We start from the raw sequence: 21,408 nt of genomic DNA, 5'->3' as shown, positions 1-21,408 counted from the left end.
ATAGATTGTTTTAATGCTGTCCACGTTTACATTACATAGACAATGGCAAGAAATCTAATTAAACTGACCTTGAATAAGAAATGCGTTCAAGTGATTTGTGTTTTTTTTATTCACCTTTCAATTTTAAAGAGCCAGGCGTTTTGCGTCTGGTTCTTTGCTTTCTGGTATATACCAAGCACATTTTTTTAATGTGCACTGACCAATCTCAATAATAAAGTTTCAGTTTTAAACCTTATTTATCGCTACGATTAAGCTAGTTGCTAGATGGGCTTTAAGATATGAATGCATCAAGTACAATAGCTTTAATGGCGGTATCTATTGGTTTTCCAGTGGTATTAAACTTTGACTTTGCTTTTACTTATTTAATTGTTTTTGCCTTATTCCTCTGCACGATCGCTTTAATGTTTATGATAGTTTTTATTGTTCATAACGGTACTGTGACGGAAAAGATTAGCGCAATAATTAAAAGGATGTTCTTTTTTGCTGGTTATTGCGCTTGTGTATTAGGTGCGGTTTTGTTTACAAGATGCCTAGTCTAGTACGTTAATATTTAATGCATATTTGCTAAATAAGTAATACCCAAACATACAGATCGCTAAAGTAACTACCGTCACTTTACGCGTTGAGTTCACAACTTCAGCACTGTCTTTCTTGCTATTAAAAATACCAACTTTGACTAACTTAAACACTGAGTCAAAAAGGGTGATGGCAAACCACGTTCCTAAAAAGTAAATCGCCATGGTCAAATATTCCTGTTTGTGCAACACATACTTATATAAATAGACCAGTGTAGTGACCACAATTAATGAAAATGAAGCGCCATAGTGCAAGGTTTTGACGGCATTGCGATGTTGTTTTTCATTGTTGATGTTAATCGCTGCGTTGATAAAACAAAAAATTGCCAATTGTCCAATGATGACGACAATCCCCATTGCAAATAATTGGATGTTAAGACCATAAGCCTCTTCCACTAAAATTACGGCGCTTGCAAACGCAAGGAACATTAAATATATGAGATATGGCATGATTCTCTTGGTATGAAGCGATGATATTGGATGATTCTAGGCTAAGGTTCAAAAAAAAAGAAGTATGCTGGTCGCAACATACTTCCGATCTGATCAGGCTTCTACGTTCTGATTGATATAGTTTTTGTAGGCTAACTTCACTTAAAAGGGCTTCTTTCAAAACACCTTTGTCTTTTATCGTTGGATTGTGCAAACCAAGTGACGCACGGCGCTGTTTAGTGGTGTTTTTATTGGCATCTGTTACCCAAACTGAGTCGATATAATCATCAACTAAAGCATGCAATTCGTTTGGTTTTACTGCATTGTCTAAATTGGAAAGTATAGCCTTATTGTTTACGATCGCTAAACTTTCATCATATTCTCGATAGCTTGTACGTAAAGAATTCTTAAAATGAAGCAATTGATCTTCAATTTTTAATTTACCGCCATCAAGCTCGATGTCGATTACAAATGTCGTGATTTTAGATGATAGACCTAAAACACCAACTGATTTAACGCGAACAATAGTATCCATAACAACTCCAAGGTTTTGAGCAATGAGCTCAGGTAAAACGGTTAAACTTTTGTGAGATCTGCTTCAATATCTATCAGCAATTCTTTTACTGCTTTCATGTGTGGCAATAAAGTATAGGTGTTCATTTCGCTATTAAATGCACCAGCTTCAAGTTGTACACCAGCAATAAACGGCTCATTGATTAAGTTGTTGCCAATGAGATGACTTAAGCAAGCCTGTACCAGTTTGTTATTTTCTTCAGACTTAACCAGTAGGGGATACAAAACCACGAGTATTGGTAAATCACAAAACTCCATGTTGTTTGCATCAAGTAGCTGTTTAAGTGCATCCTTAATATCTTCATTGAGAACCAACAGTTCTAAACCTTTTTTCATGTCTTTATAGGCGTTATCAATGGCTACTTCGGAAAAGTAAAACCAATCGCGCTGGTCATCGAGCATGAAGCTATCTAATGCAGCGATTTTCTGTAAGATCTGCAATTGTTCAGGGTTGAACGTGCGAATCGCTGTTCCATTGATTTTATGCTGTAACAACAGCTTTAACGCCTTTTGCGCTTGATCGTTTAACTGCTGTACTTCTTGATTGAAGAAATTGCATAACTGATTCGACAGATCTACAAAGATAGAATTGTCATAGCAATCAGGTACCACGTTTTGAGTGGATAGCAACATAAAGCCATTTTCTGACAGCTCAGGATTCATATAGATACAAAGATTATGATCTTCGGTCAGCTCTGCAAAACCTTTTAAAGTGGTATATGCAATTTCATGATCAGGCAATTCAATGCCAGCATGGATATTAATGTGGAAGCTTGGGCTTTGGTCGCCGTGGTCTTGATCTGCAGTACTGATCATAGATAACAGGGTTTCCAAAAGCGCCGTATTCTTACGAATAGGCGACATAGCTTCATTAATTAAGATAAAGCTACTATTCATTAAAGTGCCTCCAAGAATAGTGAGCCCACAATATCAGTATTGAGTGGGTTAATTTCAATGAATTCGACTAGCTCCAGCGCTTTATCAACTGTGAGTTCCTTAGCGCGGAAATCAAAAAGTGTATCCACGCCAACGCCATCAATCACACCATATGAAGACATCAACTCTTCCAATTCAGGGATATTTTGATAATTTTCTTCAGCCAAGTTTTCCAAGGTCAAAAGGGCATTATCCACATGTGATTTGAACATGTGGGCAAGGAAGAAAGCTAAACGGTGCTCATGAGGTGCTCGAATGAAGAAATACTCACTATGCTCGTCATCGTTAGAATCCTGGCGTGACGCTTTAACCAAAAACAAAGGTAAATTGTCAGTACTGCCGTAAACTTCGTTAAAATCGATCGGGCAAAAATTACGGTTTAAATTCATGAGCTTTCTCCAAGTTTTAAGCTATTTGCTTGATTAGGTTTCATTATATTAAGAATATGAACGGATAAAGTTTTTTTAAAAAATACTTATTTAAGCATCCAGAAAGAATTAATAATGACGAGCGCCATTGCAGCGCTAAAAATTCAAAACCTTTTTTAATCAATTAAAAAAACATCGTTTACGTTTTTAAGCGCAACTTTAAGAGATTTCTCTCTTAAAGGCTTGGTTTATTCAAAAGTGTTGGTGTATAAGTCGGTCTTAATAAGATTAAACACATACTCGCATTCAACAACGAGACTTGCATATTCATCATCAAAACATTGTTCATCTTCAAGCATAATTTCAAGATTTAAAGGCTCAATCACTGAATAAGGGTTTTTGACGCCAGTTTCTTTGTAATTTGAAATAATGACCTGAATAGCTCCAGATGCGAAGTCACCCTCAAGCGTATGGCTAAAGTAGGAACGATTTCTTGTATCGCTGTGAGTGCTGTCGATAGGTTCTAAAGCTGTACCAAACTTGTAGGTAGTCAGCAACTCTATAACGTCTTGAGCAAATGTCGAGTTTAAAGGGGCATCACTTTTTAGGTTGAATGCAATGTCTTTAAACTGCTTCAAGATTTCTTGCTCTTTAGACTCGTTAAAGTTTTTGAAATATTCGTCAAAATTATGCTCACCATGATTCGACAAAAGTTTATGGTGGTAGTTGTATTCGTCTACCACGGTCAACAGGTCAAGTTTTTGCAATAATTCAAACTCGTCTTTTGTAATTTCTTTAAAACCCAAAACGTAAAAAGAATCACCGCTGATTTCCCAAGAGTCATAGCGAGTTTTAAAATCATGTTCTTCTAATAAGGTTTTAATGTCTTCAAGTTCTTCACTCTCATAGCTTGAATACTTAAACAGGGTGTAATTAACCAATGCCATTAAAGCTGGCACTTCTGAAATTTTCTTAGAGGCATATAAGCCGATATTAAAATCACAAATACGGATACCAATTGGTAGTGCTGATGTTTCGTTAATCGCAAGATTCATCATGAGATACTTGTGCATATTAATTTACCTAACAGGTTGAATGTATTTTTAGATTAATGGATTTAAAGTGGGAATAACTTATGCTTAAAAATTAGAATAGCCATGGAATAAGTTGAATATTTTAATCAATTAAAACTACCGTATGCGGTTGTAAACAAAACGCACTGGTTTATATTTGATATATCCAAATTTTCGAGATTAGTTATGGAAGTTGAAAACCTAAGTAAAGACCAGTTAGAAGACCTAATTAAAAAGGCACAAAACCAAATTGTTGTAGTAGAGAATAAGAAACTTGATGACGGTTATCTCAAAATGTTTGAGATCGCAAAAGAATTAGGCTTAACTATTCTTGAATTAAATGAGCACGGCGAAAATCGTAAATTAAATAAAAAGCCAGTGGTTAAAGCAGATCCTAAATATCGCAACCCGAATAACCACAAAGAAGTGTGGGCCGGTCGTGGTAAACGTCCATCCTGGTTAAATCGTGAGATTGAATCTGGAAAAACATTAGAAAGTTTTCTTATCGTATAAATATTAAAAGGGCTTAAATGATTTAAGCCCTTTTTTTAAATGCAATTGTCAGTGTTGTTTAGAGCACGTGCGCGACTACTTAACAAAGTTCAGCTTTGATGTGTTCTAACACATCATCTTCAACACCCTCATTAGAAAATGCTTCAATGAATTCATTCAGGTTTTCATTGCTTAATGGCAAACTTCCGTATTGATCTACTGCAATCATTTGTGAGTTATGCACCAGATATTCAATACTGCAGTCAACAGAACAAAAGGTTTCTTGAATTACATCATTCACCTGATGGCCAGACTTTTTATCGTTAGTATCAATATCACTATTACAGTGAGGGCAACTAAATAATCCCATTACGCAACTCCTTTCTCAATTAAGCTAATTACACCGTGTTCTAATTGATCATCAAACCAGTGCCAGATAATGAAGCGGTCTGTACCTTTGCCCCATAGATGAAAGTCTTCTTCGATTTCATCATCATTGTTTATCGGGGTGTTGCCAAACTCTTCCCATAATGTTGTATAGGTTTTGCCTTGCAAGCTTAATACGCCATTTTCAGAATTTGCTTCAAACCAATCTAGGATCTGATAGCGATATGCACCTTTATTCCAGATATGGAATTCGCATGGTAGGGAATTAGATTCATCAAATTGAATCTGCTGTAATTCACCCCATAACTGGTCTATTGATTTGGCCATGCTTTATAACTCCTTGCTTAATAATTTAATTTTAATAAATAAAAGCGCTCAAAAACTTTTCTTAAAAAATATATAAAATCTGCTAATAATTTCTTTTGGAAAAATACTATCTAAGCAAAACTATTGTTATTATCGAGTGAGCTTATTAAGAGGTTTAAGCATGAATCTAGATAAATACGTTAAAACAGATATAGACGATGGCAATGGTCACATTTGGCTTAAATTTACGAATGATTCAGGTAATGATACTTTTGCTTGTAGTCAATGTGGCTATTTGAGACGGGTAGATAGTAATAATCGCCCACTAAACAAAAAGTGTGTTGGTAAAGTGAAAATCACGCTGCGTTAAAATTGAGATTTACAAAAACAAAATAAGAGCCAACATAGGGCTCTTTCTTATTTCATGTGGCTTTTACTGGCTTTACGGAATCAGTGTTGGAATCCAATACTTTTGCATTTCTACTTGACATATATGCTTATATTTACCAGTGGTAAGAAATTTAAATTTCTATAACTTATTCCTTAGAGCCCTTTATCTTTAGGCACACCGCCAACAATCTGAAATGGTATCCAATGGTTAACCCATTTTTCTTTGGTACCACGTTTGCCCAACCAGTAAAAGTTCCAGTGAGGAATCCGTGGATGTGGTTTTTTGGTACCTTTGTAGTTGCCAGACTTTAGATCTTCATCGCGCTTTAGGATCGCTTCATTGATCTTTTTATTTGTTTCGGTACCAACAATAGTCGGCTTGTACTTATTGGCCTCAAATAAACGCAATTCACGCTTAATCAGCTCTAATTTAGGCCTGGCTTGTGTTGTTTCTGGTGTTAATGGTCTGAGATCTGGTTCTTTTTGGCTGAACCATAGAATCAAATTGATTAGCTTCTTCTGCAGTTCCATGAACGTGTTAATTTCTTGTTCATCAGGCAAGTTCTTTTCATCAAAAAACGTATCAATGAAATCGGTCATGCAGTCTTCAACAGTTGATTCAAAATCATCATCATCAGGGAAGTGCATGGTAATGGTTTTTGCTAAGCCAGTATCGGTATATACCGTGGTAAATAGCACCTTGCGATCGTTCAACGTGTTTTTCGCAAAAATAACACCGACCACTTGTTCATTTTGCACGTAGAGATTGGCATTGTCGGTTTGAACGTAGATCGCAATATCAGGTAGGTTTAATAGGAAACCGGGGATACTGCGGTTGTATTCGGTCTTTACAAGCATTTGAATGACTTGATCTTCAAACCGATAAATATTTTTGGTTAGGCTCCATGAGCCAAGGGTAATGATTTCACCAATGTTGCAAGGTAGCTGATTGATAAATGAGAGTGGGATTTCTTGGCCAGTGGCTTGAACACCCATAATGGTACTGGTGCGTTTCATTCGTTCACGCCAGATAGGATCTCGACAATCTAGTGCAGCATATGTCCATTCATCACCACTGATTAGGCATTCGTGCGGATCTTTACTGTTTTGTCGTGCGATCGCATAAGCTTCTACACGTTTCATTAAGCCATTGAGGTTAAACTTCACATGTTCTAATCGCGCTGTGATGACTTTAAGTGGTATTCCTATCTTTGGATCTAAATCTTTATTTCTCATGTTGAGCAACCAGGATCTACATCAGATCAATATCTGAAAAATTTCGTTTAAAAAAGGACTTTAAAAGTCCTTTCGATTAGGCGTGAGCACTATTATTACAAGGCGGTGTAAACAAAGTACCATCTAAGCGGATCATTCCAAAGCCGTAGGTTTTATCACGACCAATACCATTGAGCCATGCTGTTTTAAATATCTCTAAATCCCCAACAGTCGCACTAAATGAAATATCTCTGGTCTGGACTGGAATATTCAAAATGCTGAGCTGTGGTCCACATTGTTGCTCAATTATAGTGACATCCAATAGACCTTTGCTACTAAGAGCGTTTTTGGTGAATTCGGCTGCTTCATCTCCAGTTAGATTTTTACGCTTCTTACCTGAATTGCCTTTGGGTTTTTCGCCGTGGACCGAAATGTATTCTTCAATTTCTTGGCGGTTAAAGCTACATTCACGGTTAAGAGGAACCATGATTTTTCCAGTGATTTGCTGACCGTGCGAAATTTCAATGTATTCTTTGGCCATTGGGATTTTGACGTCCGATACGCACGTTCTTAAATAGATGTGCTTGCCATCTGTAAAAAATATGACTTTTGCGGAACAGAATGTCTCGACCTTATTTCGTTTAAACATTTCTCTAAAAATGTACTTGAACAAGTTCTTTTCATTTTCAGGATGTGTAAGGGCAAAACAATTGGCTGTTAGTTTTATGTTATTCAGACTCATTTCGATATCCAGTTTTCTATAAACAGCATTATTAAGAACCATTGCCTTTAAATAGCGCCTTATTGACAATAAGGGTATTATTCAGCATTTATAAACGCTAAAAGTAACTTCTATGTGCATTTAACAAAAGTGGCTTATAATATACTTAAAACCCTCAAAATTGATATAGGAACACCAGTTTTGTGTGGAAGTAAAGCGTAACACTCATATTATGAAAACCAACCACAATTTATTAAACCTACACTTTAATGATACTTATTTTTTGTGTTGTAATTTTTTATTAAAAAAATATATGCTTTGCTGATTATTTTAAACTATTGACTGTATTTTAAGCTGTGCGTAAACTTTAAACGTTGTTTTGTACAATCCACACCTAGTTTGATCCTGTTTGGACGACTGAAAAATGAACATAAAGAATAGAACTACGTTGCAGTTTTATGAAGAACTGCAGTTGGTGTATGACCGTTTCAATGAAAGGCTATTCAAAAATGAATTACCAGATTGTTTGATTACGCTTCAACGTATCAACAAAAATACCGGTTATTGGTCTGAGAATAGATTTGCTTCGACAGAAGATGATACGGCGTATACGCACGAACTGGCCCTTAACCCTGATTACTTTGGCACCCAACCATTGCTTAACATTTTTAAATGCTATGCACATGAGATGTGTCATATGAAACAAAGCATTTTTGGTGAGCCATCTAAACGCTCATATCACAATGCTGAGTTTGCGACATTTATGCTTGAGATCGGTTTGATTATGACTGATGACGGCACAAAAGAAGGTCGCACGACAGGCGAGAAGATGACCGAAATCGTTGTACCTGATGGCTTGTTTATTCAAGTGTGCAATGAGCTTGTCGATGAAGGGCGTATCATCAAATGGTATGACAAGTACGCACCCAAAACGATTTCCAGTCTTGAAATGATTCAAGAGCAAGTGCAGTTGTTGGAGTCCATTCCGACTGCTTCTCCAAAGCTATTTCATATTGCCTTACTTGGCAATGAAATCAATTCAGCTTTGAAATCACCTAAAAAAGAGAAGCCAGTTGCCGAACCGTCAAAAGCACCAGATACCCTCACTGGATATGCCACCCTAACAAGTGATGAAGAAGAGGAAACGACTCCCACTACAATGAATCCCTTTGATGTAGCGATCGGACTAATCGACATATCAAATACCGCTGCAAACCTTGGCGGTTATTATCCAACGGCTTTTGATGAAGATCCGCTAGATGATGACGACCAACCAATACCAGAACCTAAGGTTGTTAAACTTTATAAGGGTGAACAACCAAACGGCGATGATAACGAGTTTTTTGTACTCAAAGAAACTATGATCGGTGAAACACTCTATCAAGAGCTTGGTTCAGCCAATTTTGAAGAGCCTGAGCCTAAGAAACAGACTAGGGCATCTTTTGCGTGTCCTGAGTGTGGCCGTGGTGCAACGTGTAGTCCTACTTTTAGATTGTCGTGTACTGAATGTGAAGTTGAACTGGTACCGTCAAAATCCATTGATAAAAGCCAGGTGAAGAAAAACAAAAAGGCTGCTAAAGCTGACCAAGGGGATGCAGAATGAAAACGATTGAAGAGCTTGGAATTCTGTTTTCTTCACACAAATACCGTTTTTATAACGAAAAAGACTTACAACTCGCGATTGAGCAAATGTTTATTGCCAATGAGATTCCGTATGAACGTGAGGTTCGTCTATCAAATAAAGACATCATTGATTTTACTGTTGAGCTAGATGTCGGCAAGGTGGGTGTTGAATTAAAAATAGATGGTGCACGTAACGCATTATTGCGTCAGATCAATCGTTATTTAAGCCATGACAGCATAAAAGCGCTCTATGTGGTTGGTACACCGTATTGGGTGAATAACATTCCAATCCAACTGAACAATAAATTTATTTACCGCCATCGTATTTTAGTGGGGGTCTTCTAATGTATAAATCTTACGGCACCATTTCTCGTCAAGAAAAAAACTGGCACATTGAATGTGAACCACATGTTAAAACACGACTTAAGCGTGTATTCCCAAAAGTCAGCCAACATGCATCAAAATTTATTGAGTTAAGCGATACGCCGTCTAATTGTCACGACCTACTTTGGTTTATTGAACGTTATCCAATGCGTGTTGATGATCTTAAATACATGAAAGCGCAATCTAAGGCTTATGTGTCGCTAAAAGAAGATATTTTGGATGTGATGGACTATAAACGTCCGATCAAAACATTTGATCTTGCTGTGCCTCCATATGAGTATCAAAGAGCAGCTGCAGATCTACTACTTAATGTTAAAGGTTTGCTCTTGGGGGATGATTTGGGCCTTGGCAAAACAGCGAGTGGAATATGTCCGATGATTCTACCTGAATCGCTCCCGGCGCTTTTTGTGACAATGACACATCTTCCAATGCAAATTAAGAATGAAATTGAACGCTTTGCTCCGCACCTAAAATGTCACATCCTAAAGAAAGCATCGCCTTATCCATTGCACAAAGAGGGTGAAGCAGCACCCGATGTCATTATCACCAGTTATTCAAAGTTGAACGGTTGGGCTGAATATCTTGCCGGAAAGATTAAGTACGTAGTGTTTGACGAGATCCAAGAGTTACGGACTGGCTATACATCGCAAAAGTATTCCGCTGCTAAACTCATTAGTGACCAAGCTGAATTACGCCTCGGTCTATCAGCTACACCGATTTATAACTACGGTGATGAATTCTACAACATCATTGAAATATTGCGTCCAGATAGCTTAGGTACCGCTACTGAATTCGCTCGTGAGTGGTGTTCACAAGAAAAACGTATTAATGATCCTAAAGCGTTTGGGATGTTTTTACGTGATGAAGGTCTAATGTTGCGCCGTACTCGAGCAGATGTAAATCGAGAGTTACCGCCAGTACAAATCATCCCTCAATATGTCGAAAGCGATCCTAAAGTACTGGATCAAATTAAGGGCAAGGCAATGGAACTGGCAAAAGTAATTTTAAGCTCTACTCAGGAATTCCAAGGGCAAAAGCTTCGTGCGACAGAAGAATTCAATATTATGATGCGCCAAGCAACAGGTATCGCCAAAGCGCCGTATGTCGCTGAGTTCGTGCGTATGCTTGTTGAGTCTGGTGAATCAGTCATGCTTTATGGTTGGCATCGAGATGTGTACAACATTTGGCTAGAACGCTTGGCTGAATTCAATCCTGTTATGTATACAGGCACGGAAGGACCTGCAGCTAAGGAACGTTCTAAACAAGCATTCTTGAATGATGAAAGCAAAGTCTTCATTAGTTCATTACGTTCATCTGCCGGGCTTGATGGCTTGCAGTACCACTCAAAATGCAAAACATTTGTGTTTGGTGAGTTGGATTGGTCGCCTGGTGTTCATGATCAATGTATTGGTCGCTTAGACCGTGACGGTCAAATCAAACAGATCTCGGCATATTACTTGTTGGCTGATTCGGGTTCAGATCCAATTATTTCTGATGTCTTAGGCATCAAAAAAGGCCAGTTGGAAGGAGTTAAAAACCCGAATGGCGAATTATTTGAACATTTAATTACGGACGGTGGCGGTATCAAGCGCTTAGCCGAACACATACTGAATAAGAAAGTTGCTTAAGAGAAACCTTATGACTGAACTTTACCTAGCTTGTTTTAGAGATAATGTCGGCTCAAATATTGGGTGGCCTGGTTTTAACGGAAAGGGCTATACAACGAATGTTGTCAAGCGCACGTATATACTTTAGAGCAAGCTCAGGTAGCATGGGATAACGCACGGTCCATAGATCAACCGATCGCCGTGCACCACGTTCGCAAACATATTGTATGAAAGGTGGACTATCAATATATTCCCTCGATCTCACAAATAGATGATCCTTATATCAAGTATGTGGCGCTTGAAAAGGATAATTTAGGTTTATTCTGCGATGGAAATGACGTCTTTTGGTTAGACTTTGCCACGGGCAAAACCAGTACAGATTTTTCTTCTGCTACAAAACTTCGGTATGGCCAGGCCCTTTCGTTAAAAGATCGCTATATTCTTCTTCCTTTTGATATAGCCGATGCACATAAACGACCATGGTGCTATTTATGAATATTGAAATGCTTTTGTGTATGTCCAACTTAAATTGACCAACAAATTAGGTTCTTTATCCAAAGCGAATAGATCTGAATAAACATTAAAGTTTTTACCCAAAAATGCATTGTGTAAGAAGTGAATAAGGTCTAGATCCACGTAGTTAACCGTAGACACAATCTTTAAGTATTCAGACAAAGCTTTAAACATCGGTGTTAGCTCTGCGATGGCACGGCTAAACCGCTGTTCTGATTTATGCTCTCTATATTTTTCAAAGCCATTTTTCAAAATCCTTTTGAGCTCTGCATCATCAAATGGAATATTTGAATAAAACTCACCAGTACTAAGATCTCCAAAATTAGACATAAAGTTATCAATCACGGGGAATTTACGTTCTAGAGATAAGCGCTGCGTTGATCTGATCAATTTAATGAATGAATAGAAAAACGGTAAGAAGCGTCTGTAGTAATCATAAATAACCTCTGCAAGCTTACGATCGCGAACATCAGCATTGATGGCTACACATTTAGGATATTGCGTAACAAAAATGGGTTTCTGCAGATAAATGGCAAGGTCCTTAAACACCTCAACACCATTTAGGCGATTAGATTTAAGAAATGACCAATCTACCAAGTCATAATCAACTGCACGAATCTCTCTTAGATTTAATTCATCAAACTTAAAGTTGAGTAGGCGTAGGTAATCTACAAAATTAGCCAAGTACCATGGCTGAGTTTTATTGATGTTGTATTCAGGATGACTATCAATGTCCAAGTGATTTAATAAATTGGTCCACGACTTGTCAATTCCAGCCAAATTAACTTTTTTGTCTATTCGATCAGGGGTAAGCATAGTAATCCCAATTGTATATACTAATTCGTAAGAAATTAGATACATTGTATCAATAATTCCTAGAATAAATATTCTTTTAAATTTTTTATCAATTCTAATTCGCCACACAACAAAAATGCTTATTTACTGAGCTAAAAACTTATATCTAATTAATTAAAACCCTATATAATTATTTTAATACTCTAATTCGAGTGAGTTGTTATGATTAGTGATCCAATCGAAATCGCAAAATTAAAACAAAGCATCTTAGATTTAAGAAACAATATTTTTCCTCCACAAAACCTTTTAACGGTTGATGGATTACCAATTTATTATGGTGAGAAAAAGTTTGTTGATGAATATCTTGCACAATGGATGGACTTTTATCAAAAAGCATTAGAACTTTCTAGTCCTTTTGGTGATCCTATTGATTTGTCCGAAATAAATGAAATTCATTTGCCTGTGCATTTTAATTTGCCCGTGTTTGCTCGTAATGTCACTCGCATGATTTTAAATAAAACACTGGCCAAGGAATCTATTACTTTTCGTTCAAGTGCAGATCTGTTTGAGAAGTGCGGATACTTCAATCGTGAATATACGGATTTAATTTATGAGTACTTTGATCGTGATGAAGATAACGTATTGGTCGGGCATCGACCGTATAACGATATTCGTGCGTACTTGTTTTATGCCGGCGATGAAGAGCGTCATCGCACGAGATTTTATAACTCTGGACTGGTGCTCGGTTATCCCGAAGGTTGGAATAGCATTGAGATCTTAGATAATCGTAACAACACCCGAAAACAGCGTAGTGATGCTTATACAAACCCTTTAGCGAAAAATAACACATGGTTCATCTACAAGAAGCTGTAATTAGCCAAAGCGCCGTGCGAGATCGCAATAGAGCCTTGGATCTATTGAAGTGGATTGCGATTGTGACCATGGTTATTGACCACGCATCAATATTATTTCCTCAATATAATCTGTTGTTGAGGACGATTGGCCGTTGTGCTTTTCCTATTTTTTGTATCATGCTTGCATTCAATTTGAACCAAGCTATTCCTAAAAAGAAAACCCATACATTAAAAAACTATTTTAAAAATTTGGCGTTGTTTTGTGTGCTATCAGAAGTACCGTATCAACTATTCAACCAAGAGCCATTTACAACACTGAACGTCATGCCTACGTTGCTTTTAGGATTTTTGCTTGTTGTATTGGGGGAATCTAAACATAAATATGCAACGCTGCAGTTTGTCTCTCTGTTAGTCGTGACCACATTGCTATCTAATTTTATTATGTATAGCGTGTGGGGCGTTTTATTAATTGTATTCCTGTATTTATTCTTTAAAACAACCAACGTTCGTTCTAAGAAATACTTTTTAATGATCAGCGTCTTGCTCACTTCATTGGCCAACATTTTCAACTGGTTGATTGGTGGCTACTATACGGATATGACTACATATTCTTTGGCATTCTCATTTGCTGTCAGTAGCGCCATTGCAACGTATATTGGTGCACAATTCCTACTGAAAGGACAGCACATGAATATACCTTTTGAAGTACCGCCAGTGGGCAAGTGGGCGTACTGGTTCTATCCAGTACATCTCGTCATCATTTGGATTCTTTTTAAATTTGCATAATAAATTTAGGCTCAAAAAAAGCACCAAAGTATTTATGACTAAGGTGCTTTTTTATTGCTTAATCAGCGTTATTCGCTAGATCCAGCATCTAAACCGAATGAGCTAATTTCTTGCTGTCTTTCTTGCTCAGCTGCTTGTTCTGGTAATGCTTGTGGAGTAGGTGCACCAGCTTGGTTATTTTGTTGATCATATTGATTCAGCAATTGCTTTAATGCTTCAGGATCTTGAGCAATTTGATTCGCAATTTCTAATGTTGGGTCCTGTTGTTTTTTACCAGCAACATAACCAAAAATAGCCAAACCAATGAAAGCAGCGAAGAAAGTGGCAAGTACGATCAGTACAAACTTACCAATAATGCTACCTTTGAAGCGTTCAAACCAAGTTTCATCTTCATAGTGGTAAGGTTGGTTAATGTTTTGGCAACCATCACTAAATGCATCCATCCACGCATTACGAACCAATTGTTTAATTTGTTCTGTTTGCGGTAAATGACCTTTTTTAACCACGTTTACTTTGATTTTTGGCTCTGCTAATACAAAACGTTTTTCTTCACCATTACCTAGTGTATTAACGAGCTCTACGGTACCAGAACAAGTGAAATAACGACCAACATCATTGTTTTCTAAAGTATCAAAACCACTGATTTGTATTGTTAACTCTTTAAGATCGGCATTCGGGATTTTTATATTTTTAGGTTGACGATTCAAATCTTCAGAATCCGTATCAACTGAGATTGTTAAAAGGTCATTGTTACTAAAAATTGAAACAAGAGGGTCGTGAGATAGAATGTCTTTTTGCTTCTTAATTAAACTCACAATGTATCACCAGTTAAAATAGAAATTAAAAGTATTATATTTTAAAAAAGGGTTTTAGTGATAGTTTATTTTATGTTTAACGTAAAAAAAGCCACTTTTAAGAAAGTGGCTTTTAGGTTTAAGGGAGATAGTTATTATTTATAAAATATTCCTTTTTAATTCTCTTAATCTCCATGCCTTTGTCTAAAAGCAATTTAAACTCATTAAAATCATCACGCATAAGCTTATGAACCTTTAATGATTTTTGACTCTTAGCTTTGATGGCACTGTTGTATTGTACTGCAGCAACCAGATCGTAATGCTTATTTAGATCCAAACCATAAAGTGATGTTAATTTTTCAGAAATATAATCAAATATAACGGTCAAACAGATGACCTTATTGTTAGTGTTAGTCAGTATCTCTTCTGGAAATTCATTATTTCCCGAAGCTGCACTGGCTAAACGTGCCCATTCTGTCATGGGTAGGGAACCATCTTCACCAATCACGTTGATTAAGTTGTTTAAAAAGATAAAGCGGTGATTAAAAAACTTCACTTTGCTTTTTTGCAAAATTCTAAATGTATAAACGTTTGCCCAATACACAACATAGTTTTTAATCTTTAGACCATTGATTGAGTCTTGCGTTAATAAATCTTCATTGGTGATGCCATGATATTGAGTTGCTTCTTCAGTGACTTGTTTTTTTGGCTTCCAGTAGCTCTCTTCAGCATTATAAAGATACTGAACCTGTTCTATTGATGATGTGCGGCACTTTTTAATACGCGTCAAAATAGACGACTTAATAATGTCAGGCACATCAACTGGATTCTTGACTTTGGCGGTAAATTCCAGTGTGAGAAAACATAATGGTGCTGGCATAGCTTGGCCTTTCTAATATCCCTTAATTTATAACTTAAAACGTTCTATTTTCTGAATTGATATTCGCGAAATAAGGAACTAATTGCTTTTCTCGGTCATGAATGTATGCAGTTGATGACATATCCAATACCGCACCTGGTACATAAGTTAGGTTTAGATTGATATTTTCACCGTTACCATCGATCAAGACGCCATTAAACCGCGCTTTGTCTGAATCTCCTTTTACAAATAGCTGTTGGCCAACATAACCGGACAAGCTATTGATATAGAGGTTTTTCATTTTTTCCGAAGATTGCAAAGCATTTATATAGAGAAGATCCATAATTTTTTCTTCTCCATTTTGATTTCTAATTTTTACTGTTTTTGGACCAACAACATCCACAATTGTAGCAATCCATAAGTCATGATGTTCAACTTCCCAACCATTGTAGCGACTTTCAATCCAATCGGGGCTTAAGAGTCTTGGCTTAAAGGGGTAGGAGTAGATTTTGAATATTAAGATCGAAACCACAATTATGATTGGCAAGCCAAAACATATTTTTATTTTATGTTTTTTAAAAGCACTGTTAAACATAACCGTATATACCAAAAAATTTAAAATCATTTTAACTTAAAATAATAAGTTTGTATTGGTTAAAACCATTGATATATCAATTATTCATCACTGTTATAGGTATAGCCATCATCACTACTGCGATCTTTACCTACTAATAATGCTTCAATACGCTTAGCTTCAGCTATTGTTCTGAGTGCATTTTCCTTTTTTTCTTGTCGTTCTGTATGTTTACGAATCGCTTCAAGAACCTCAGGAGATAAGGCGTTTTCAGGTTGTTGTTCTTGGGCTTCAGGCTCGGAAGCACTTGCTTCTTCAGCCTTTATAGGTTGGTCTTTTTTCTTAGGATCTACCAAGTCATAAAACACAAGTTCTTTTGATTCACTCGTTGCCGATTCGTCTAAAAACTTCTGTTCTTGACCTTTTAATGGATCTTGTTCATTTGGAGTATTAGAGTTATTACAGGCACTTAAAAGGGTGGAAATTAAAATAACCGTTGCGAAAATAAAAAGGGTTTTAGACACGTTGAAAATCCTTTAATATAATAACGTATTCTACATAATAAAAGTCCGTAGGTAAAAGTATGTCTTCAGATAAAAATAGTTCTGATAGTGCTACACAAAAGGTAAATATTACCAATGAGGTTTTAGATGAAGCTGCCATTAAACAGGCAATTGAAGCTAGTCAACCCCGTAAATCAGGTATTTTAAAGCGAGTCTTTTTTGATTTCGGGCGTAAAACCCACTGGAGTTCAGCTAGAAAAGGGTTTTTACCGCATTTATCTAATATTAGATCAATGCTGTCTCCAACATGCCCCGAATGCGGTAAATCGATTTTAATGCATGACAACAGGATTCCACGTTCTTATAAAGGCAACGTGAATTGGGTATGTGCACACCCTTTATGTGAATATGAAATTGTCGCACCTAACAATTTTAAACAACTGAAAAGACTCATTGCTAATACTCACTACCCAAGAGGGCAAGAACGTTTAGCTTCAATGAGTAATGATGAAATAGACAAGCTTGTTAAAAACCATCAGTTTTCGTCTTATTTGTATTTAGCATTATCTATGTTTACAGGCTTGTACGTAGTTTATATGTTCTTTAAAGCGCTATATCCAATGCTTGTTGTACCAGGTGTATTATTGGTGTTTTATCTATACATGGTTAGCATCAATTCAGCTTATCGTGCGTGGCAAGTCCGTACTGGTCTTTTATTTTTACCGAATGCGCCATTCTTGGCATGGTTCCGCTATGCGCCAAAAAAATATAGCTTATCGTGGTATGACGGCAAAAACCCATTGCCAGTTGAAACACTGAATAAGTTAGCTGACCGTAAACAGCACCTAATCGACAATTTCAACAACAACGATAAAGGTGCTGATTAATATGCTGTTAAAACCAACGCTATTTGCGACTCTATTAGGATCAAGCGTTGCTTATGCTCAATTGCCTCAAAGTTCTGAGGCTCTAGGTGCATATGCAAACCATGTCAATTCTAATGGATCAAGTACACCATATCGACCATTTCAGGTCATGACCAACACTCAGCAAGAAACGGCGCCAGCAAAGCCAAGAGGATTTACGAGTCGTTACTTGGGCGTGAAGTACACACCGCAAAAAACTGAAGAAACTCCGACTAGCACTGAGCGCACGGCAGTTGCACAAAATGGACCACAACCTAGTGGCCAGCAAGCACCAGCACCACAACAACAACCCGTTCGCCAGAATATCCGTCCTGTTTCTTATACCTATCCAACTACGCAATACAATCAATACAACCAAGCGAGTGTATCTTACGATCAAACCGTACCGGGTAGAGTCGCTACTTTGAGTTGTGTTATTCATGCTGCGCGGTCAGAAGGTGTTCCGCTGTATGTTTTATTGGGTATACATAGCAAAGAGCGTGGTACCAATGGACAAACAGCGCAAAACAAAAACCGTTCATTGGATATGGGGCAATTCCAAATCAATTCCATGCACTTTAAACGTGGCGGTATGTTTGAAAATTATAACAGCCATTATGTGCGTACTGATGGATGTCTGAATGCGCGACTTGCAGCCAAGATCTTGCGAAATCGATTAACCACAAAACCGTCAACCGATTTTTGGGTTAGAGCAGCTGCTTACCACTCATGGACGCCATCTTTTAATGCGATATATCGCAATGGCACGGCGAAACAACCTGGTTTAGTTGCGTATGCACTTCAATGGAAAAAATGGCTTGAGAGAAAGGGGATAAATCCTAACTAATCAGCTGAATATATTTTTTAAGAAAAAAATTGCAGTTACGTAATGCGATACAATTTACCTATTCTTTACCCACTAAGGATTCAAAATGAACCTTAATACAACTTTAAAAAGTTTAGCTTTAACCTTACCCATGTCTGTTGTTGCTACTGCAGCTCAAGCCGATTTTGTTGGCAAAGTTGTACGTATTTCTGACGGCGACACTATCACCGTTTTAAACAACAACAATGAGCAGATCCGTGTTCGCTTCAACCAGATTGATGCACCAGAAAAAAGTCAAGCTTTTGGTCAGAAATCGCGTCAGAACATCAGTTTCTTGCATGAAACGATTGTGTATGTGCAAGAAAATAGTAAGGACCGCTACGGTCGTACTCTTGGTACCATTTTTCAGATGCGTACAAACCAAGTGCCCAACTTAAACATCGTGAATAGTGTTAACTATAAGCAAGTTAAAGATGGCTATGCATGGGCTTATCGTGAATATCTCAAAGATAAAATTATTTTGAGTGCTGAAAGCAACGCACGTTCTCAACGCCTTGGTTTATGGGCTGATCCAAACCCTGTTTATCCAAGCCAGTACCGTCACAATAAGTAATATTGATGAACGGTGAATTAAATACCGCTAAAGCCGTAGCGGTATTAAATAAATATCTACTGCAACAACAATGTGGTAATCGTATGGAACTGCAGTTTTTCAGTGAAGAACTGCAAGCTCAGATTGAAGCTCTCAGCTTGGCTTCTGTACGAAATGAGTTGGTTACTCAGTTGGCAAATTTGGGAAAATGTCTTTGTGATGAAAAGTTGGTGAATTGTTCAGCCAACGCAAATTACTCAGAAGTGGCAATAGATTTCCTTGAAATGCACTTAGAGTCGCTGGAAGGGCGACAGTTCAAAGAAGGTTTTATATGACATCTATTGTCATATCCACGGAATCCAATTAATCACCAGATCAGAACGAACCACTAAGCAATTAGTGGTTTTTTTCCTAAGGGAACTAGATCAATTGTAGATTTTTAAAAGGTAATGTTATGCCGAACAAAGATGATGAACATGCAACTAAATAAAGCTTTCTACCTTTACCTTACTTTTGTAGCGATTCTTTGGGCTATTATCTGGTGGTGTTTACTGATTAATATGCACCAGTACTTTAGTGCGGTTTTTTATGTTTTAACGGGGTACTATTTTATTAATAAAATTTTGATGAAAATTAGTCCTTATTCATCAAAAATACTTTTTACAGTTTTATGGCCAATTGCTTATCCAGTTTTATTCTTAATACTCTTGTTCAAGAGGTGGGATAAAATCTAAATTTGAAATGACACACCTATAACAACACCCTAGAAGGTGAAGTAATCCGAAAGTTAATTGGTTCAGTGGATCAAGTTTTAGCTAAGTAGTTTAACCTTGGCAACAAAAAAGTCCCATTTGCAACATTGGGGCTTTTTCATATCTATTTTTTATAGGTTATGAATCAACTAGCTAAAAAAAGAACAGCCTTATGTTGCTTTCATGCTTATTAGTAATACACTTATTTGTGAAAATTTTGGCATTACACAACAAATAGTTTCACATTTTTGGCAAAGCATAGAGTAGGGAAAGACATGGCGGAAAATTCACTCAAAAAAGGTCAGTACACACGCTTTAGTAATAAAATTGGACTCTACAGTGCGAATCAAGAAAACGTAGGTTTTATTAAAAATAACAGTAATGTAGTGATTAATTTCCCATTTAAAGATGCTGTGCTGGTTGGGGGCATGTCTCGCGAAGATGTTAAAACAACAGAAAAGTTTTTACATCAAGAAGTCGATTCAAAAGATATTGATACATTATTTGAGCCAAAAGTACTTACCAATCCTGAATATTACAGCGCAACCAATGAGACAGAATTTGAATTTTTTGACGAAAATGGTGAGCTAAAAGAGAACTTGCTAATTAAGGGGAATAACCTATTGGCACTGTACTCTTTAAGAGAGAAATTAGCTAATAAAGTCAAACTTTTATACCTGGACCCACCATACTTAAATGCACCAAAGACTTTTATGTAAATAATTTTATATAAATAATTGATATTAAAATATAATAATTTAACATGTAAGTAAATATAATAATTGAATTTAACAGGTAATGATGTACCATCAAATAATGTAATGTTTTGAGTCTACATAATGAAACTCATTAGAACAAAATTTGAGTCAGGCGAACGTTATTCACTTTTGATAGATGACAATGGAGTTCCGAATTGGTATCCGACTCTTTTTGCTACAAGTAAGCTCAGAAATTCTGCGAAGGCCTCAAATACAATAGAAGCCTATCTCAATGCCGTTAAGTTGTTATTAGAATGGTGTCATACTAATAACATTTTATTGGAAGAAACTTTCTTAAAGAAACAGTTTTTGACTACAGAACAGATAGAAGGCCTTTGTATTTATCTTAGAGATAAAAAAGATAAGAAAACTGATGAAAAATTAAGAAAACCTATAATTCAAAGAAAAGAGTTTAATAGAGCAAAAATACGAACCAATGAATCTGTATCAAATGCTACGACCTATATAAGAATATCGTATATTGCTAATTATCTAGATTGGTTTGCAAAGCAAATTATCAGTGAGAGAAATCAAATAATAGATCGTGAAATTTCACACAACATATCATGTATGGTTAAAAGTTTAAAAGCTAGGAGACCATCAAGACCTGTTTCATCGAGGAGTACAAAAAAAGGGTTAGCAGAAAATCAAAGAAGTATTTTGTTAGATCTTTTGAATTCCAATAGCTCAAATGATGTGTGCTGAGAAAACAGGAGGTTTTAACTTGGTAAACTATAGACACTCATCAGGAGTTTACCATGAGCAAGAAACAGAAGACTTACACCGCAGAATTTAAAGTTGAAGCAATAAAATTGATT

General features: G+C 36.7%; 29 protein-coding genes. 15 read left to right on the top strand and 14 right to left on the bottom strand.

Features of this window, described 5'->3' with window-relative positions:
* Window positions 1-278 precede the first annotated feature (278 nt).
* Window positions 279-539, top strand: coding sequence for a hypothetical protein (locus HYG93_RS13970; RefSeq protein WP_024160750.1), 261 nt, complete (start codon window positions 279-281; stop codon window positions 537-539).
* Here the strand turns inward: HYG93_RS13970 and HYG93_RS13965 are convergent.
* The 5 genes from HYG93_RS13965 to HYG93_RS13945 form a co-directional block, all read right to left on the bottom strand.
* The gene (locus tag HYG93_RS13965; protein ID WP_228254374.1) at window positions 531-971 is read right to left on the bottom strand and encodes a hypothetical protein; all 441 of its coding nucleotides are present in this window, start codon (window positions 969-971) and stop codon (window positions 531-533) included. The genes HYG93_RS13970 and HYG93_RS13965 overlap by 9 nt on opposite strands.
* Window positions 949-1,539 carry a hypothetical protein gene (locus HYG93_RS13960; protein WP_228254375.1) on the bottom strand — a complete coding sequence of 197 codons (591 nt, stop codon included), beginning with the start codon at window positions 1,537-1,539 and terminating at the stop codon, window positions 949-951. The genes HYG93_RS13965 and HYG93_RS13960 overlap by 23 nt, the downstream gene beginning before the upstream one ends.
* A gap of 41 nt (window positions 1,540-1,580) precedes the next feature.
* Window positions 1,581-2,474: a hypothetical protein gene (locus HYG93_RS13955; protein ID WP_024160915.1), complete on the bottom strand. Its 894-nt coding sequence runs from the start codon at window positions 2,472-2,474 to the stop codon at window positions 1,581-1,583.
* Window positions 2,474-2,902 (bottom strand): hypothetical protein, encoded by a 429-nt coding sequence (locus HYG93_RS13950; protein WP_024160914.1) that lies wholly within the window; start codon window positions 2,900-2,902, stop codon window positions 2,474-2,476. Before HYG93_RS13950 ends, HYG93_RS13955 begins: the two co-directional genes overlap by 1 nt.
* Window positions 2,903-3,129: 227 nt before the next feature.
* Window positions 3,130-3,954, bottom strand: a complete 825-nt coding sequence (locus HYG93_RS13945; RefSeq protein ID WP_024160745.1) for a hypothetical protein — start codon at window positions 3,952-3,954, stop codon at window positions 3,130-3,132.
* Window positions 3,955-4,140: 186 nt separating this feature from the next.
* Here HYG93_RS13945 and HYG93_RS13940 point away from each other — a divergent pair, with 186 nt between their 5' ends.
* A complete protein-coding gene (locus tag HYG93_RS13940) occupies window positions 4,141-4,467 on the top strand; it encodes an H-NS family nucleoid-associated regulatory protein (protein ID WP_024160744.1) in 327 nt (108 codons plus the stop codon).
* A gap of 79 nt (window positions 4,468-4,546) precedes the next feature.
* On the opposite strand, the gene HYG93_RS13935 is transcribed toward HYG93_RS13940, so the two are convergent.
* Together HYG93_RS13935 and HYG93_RS13930 are read right to left on the bottom strand one after the other, a co-directional pair.
* On the bottom strand, window positions 4,547-4,816 hold the full coding sequence (locus HYG93_RS13935) for a hypothetical protein (protein WP_024160743.1): 270 nt from the start codon (window positions 4,814-4,816) through the stop codon (window positions 4,547-4,549).
* Window positions 4,816-5,160, bottom strand: coding sequence for a hypothetical protein (locus tag HYG93_RS13930; protein WP_024160742.1), 345 nt, complete (start codon window positions 5,158-5,160; stop codon window positions 4,816-4,818). Before HYG93_RS13930 ends, HYG93_RS13935 begins: the two co-directional genes overlap by 1 nt.
* 160 nt (window positions 5,161-5,320) lie before the next feature.
* Here HYG93_RS13930 and HYG93_RS13925 point away from each other — a divergent pair, with 160 nt between their 5' ends.
* Complete coding sequence (locus tag HYG93_RS13925; protein WP_024160741.1) at window positions 5,321-5,509, top strand: hypothetical protein; 189 nt, start codon at window positions 5,321-5,323, stop codon at window positions 5,507-5,509.
* 173 nt (window positions 5,510-5,682) lie between these two features.
* Here HYG93_RS13925 and HYG93_RS13920 read toward each other — a convergent pair whose 3' ends face one another.
* On the bottom strand, window positions 5,683-6,765 hold the full coding sequence (locus tag HYG93_RS13920; RefSeq protein WP_024160740.1) for a hypothetical protein: 1,083 nt from the start codon (window positions 6,763-6,765) through the stop codon (window positions 5,683-5,685).
* Window positions 6,766-6,841: 76 nt separating this feature from the next.
* Window positions 6,842-7,486 carry a hypothetical protein gene (locus tag HYG93_RS13915; RefSeq protein WP_256733478.1) on the bottom strand — a complete coding sequence of 215 codons (645 nt, stop codon included), beginning with the start codon at window positions 7,484-7,486 and terminating at the stop codon, window positions 6,842-6,844.
* Window positions 7,487-7,889: 403 nt separating this feature from the next.
* Between HYG93_RS13915 and HYG93_RS13910 the strand changes: the two genes are divergently transcribed.
* From HYG93_RS13910 to HYG93_RS13895, 4 genes are all read left to right on the top strand, one after another.
* Window positions 7,890-9,068 (top strand): SprT-like domain-containing protein, encoded by a 1,179-nt coding sequence (locus tag HYG93_RS13910; RefSeq protein ID WP_178962568.1) that lies wholly within the window; start codon window positions 7,890-7,892, stop codon window positions 9,066-9,068.
* Window positions 9,065-9,433, top strand: a complete 369-nt coding sequence (locus HYG93_RS13905; protein WP_005006108.1) for a hypothetical protein — start codon at window positions 9,065-9,067, stop codon at window positions 9,431-9,433. Before HYG93_RS13910 ends, HYG93_RS13905 begins: the two co-directional genes overlap by 4 nt.
* Window positions 9,433-11,100, top strand: coding sequence for a DEAD/DEAH box helicase (locus HYG93_RS13900; protein ID WP_005006110.1), 1,668 nt, complete (start codon window positions 9,433-9,435; stop codon window positions 11,098-11,100). Before HYG93_RS13905 ends, HYG93_RS13900 begins: the two co-directional genes overlap by 1 nt.
* A 213-nt stretch (window positions 11,101-11,313) precedes the next feature.
* Window positions 11,314-11,574, top strand: a complete 261-nt coding sequence (locus HYG93_RS13895; RefSeq protein ID WP_010591040.1) for a hypothetical protein — start codon at window positions 11,314-11,316, stop codon at window positions 11,572-11,574.
* On the opposite strand, the gene HYG93_RS13890 is transcribed toward HYG93_RS13895, so the two are convergent.
* The gene (locus HYG93_RS13890; protein WP_228141107.1) at window positions 11,569-12,408 is read right to left on the bottom strand and encodes a hypothetical protein; all 840 of its coding nucleotides are present in this window, start codon (window positions 12,406-12,408) and stop codon (window positions 11,569-11,571) included. The two genes, HYG93_RS13895 and HYG93_RS13890, sit on opposite strands and share 6 nt — an antisense overlap.
* A 201-nt stretch (window positions 12,409-12,609) precedes the next feature.
* On the opposite strand from HYG93_RS13890, the gene HYG93_RS13885 reads away from it, so the two are divergent.
* Window positions 12,610-13,260 (top strand): hypothetical protein, encoded by a 651-nt coding sequence (locus HYG93_RS13885; RefSeq protein ID WP_005028512.1) that lies wholly within the window; start codon window positions 12,610-12,612, stop codon window positions 13,258-13,260.
* A complete protein-coding gene (locus HYG93_RS13880; protein ID WP_032056299.1) occupies window positions 13,236-14,027 on the top strand; it encodes a TraX family protein in 792 nt (263 codons plus the stop codon). The genes HYG93_RS13885 and HYG93_RS13880 overlap by 25 nt, the downstream gene beginning before the upstream one ends.
* A gap of 68 nt (window positions 14,028-14,095) precedes the next feature.
* Here the strand turns inward: HYG93_RS13880 and HYG93_RS13875 are convergent, their stop codons facing one another.
* From HYG93_RS13875 to HYG93_RS13860, 4 genes are all read right to left on the bottom strand, one after another.
* On the bottom strand, window positions 14,096-14,842 hold the full coding sequence (locus HYG93_RS13875) for a hypothetical protein (RefSeq protein WP_005028508.1): 747 nt from the start codon (window positions 14,840-14,842) through the stop codon (window positions 14,096-14,098).
* Window positions 14,843-14,960: 118 nt separating this feature from the next.
* On the bottom strand, window positions 14,961-15,701 hold the full coding sequence (locus HYG93_RS13870) for a hypothetical protein (protein ID WP_005006125.1): 741 nt from the start codon (window positions 15,699-15,701) through the stop codon (window positions 14,961-14,963).
* 34 nt (window positions 15,702-15,735) lie between these two features.
* Entirely contained in the window at window positions 15,736-16,275 is a 540-nt protein-coding gene (locus tag HYG93_RS13865; protein ID WP_010591043.1) for a hypothetical protein, read from the bottom strand.
* Between the two features lie 80 nt (window positions 16,276-16,355).
* Window positions 16,356-16,778, bottom strand: coding sequence for a hypothetical protein (locus HYG93_RS13860; RefSeq protein WP_005028504.1), 423 nt, complete (start codon window positions 16,776-16,778; stop codon window positions 16,356-16,358).
* A 59-nt stretch (window positions 16,779-16,837) separates the two neighbouring features.
* On the opposite strand from HYG93_RS13860, the gene HYG93_RS13855 reads away from it, so the two are divergent.
* The 6 genes from HYG93_RS13855 (at window position 16,838) to HYG93_RS13830 (ending at window position 21,295) form a co-directional block, all read left to right on the top strand.
* Complete coding sequence (locus tag HYG93_RS13855; RefSeq protein WP_005028502.1) at window positions 16,838-17,644, top strand: hypothetical protein; 807 nt, start codon at window positions 16,838-16,840, stop codon at window positions 17,642-17,644.
* A 1-nt stretch (window position 17,645) separates the two neighbouring features.
* Window positions 17,646-18,509, top strand: coding sequence for a lytic transglycosylase domain-containing protein (locus tag HYG93_RS13850; RefSeq protein ID WP_005028500.1), 864 nt, complete (start codon window positions 17,646-17,648; stop codon window positions 18,507-18,509).
* Between the two features lie 85 nt (window positions 18,510-18,594).
* On the top strand, window positions 18,595-19,101 hold the full coding sequence (locus tag HYG93_RS13845) for a thermonuclease family protein (RefSeq protein ID WP_058952583.1): 507 nt from the start codon (window positions 18,595-18,597) through the stop codon (window positions 19,099-19,101).
* A 5-nt stretch (window positions 19,102-19,106) separates the two neighbouring features.
* Window positions 19,107-19,415: a hypothetical protein gene (locus HYG93_RS13840; protein ID WP_005006143.1), complete on the top strand. Its 309-nt coding sequence runs from the start codon at window positions 19,107-19,109 to the stop codon at window positions 19,413-19,415.
* Between the two features lie 692 nt (window positions 19,416-20,107).
* Window positions 20,108-20,551 (top strand): hypothetical protein, encoded by a 444-nt coding sequence (locus HYG93_RS19480; protein WP_228141108.1) that lies wholly within the window; start codon window positions 20,108-20,110, stop codon window positions 20,549-20,551.
* A gap of 120 nt (window positions 20,552-20,671) precedes the next feature.
* Complete coding sequence (locus HYG93_RS13830; RefSeq protein WP_087528569.1) at window positions 20,672-21,295, top strand: hypothetical protein; 624 nt, start codon at window positions 20,672-20,674, stop codon at window positions 21,293-21,295.
* The last annotated feature ends 113 nt before the right edge of the window (window positions 21,296-21,408 follow it).

It is taken from the genome of Acinetobacter sp. SwsAc6, assembly GCF_013391565.1.
Taxonomy (GTDB): domain Bacteria; phylum Pseudomonadota; class Gammaproteobacteria; order Pseudomonadales; family Moraxellaceae; genus Acinetobacter; species Acinetobacter cumulans.
The sequence above is the reverse complement of the archived record's forward strand: the minus strand, read 5'-3'. Positions and strand labels throughout refer to the sequence as shown.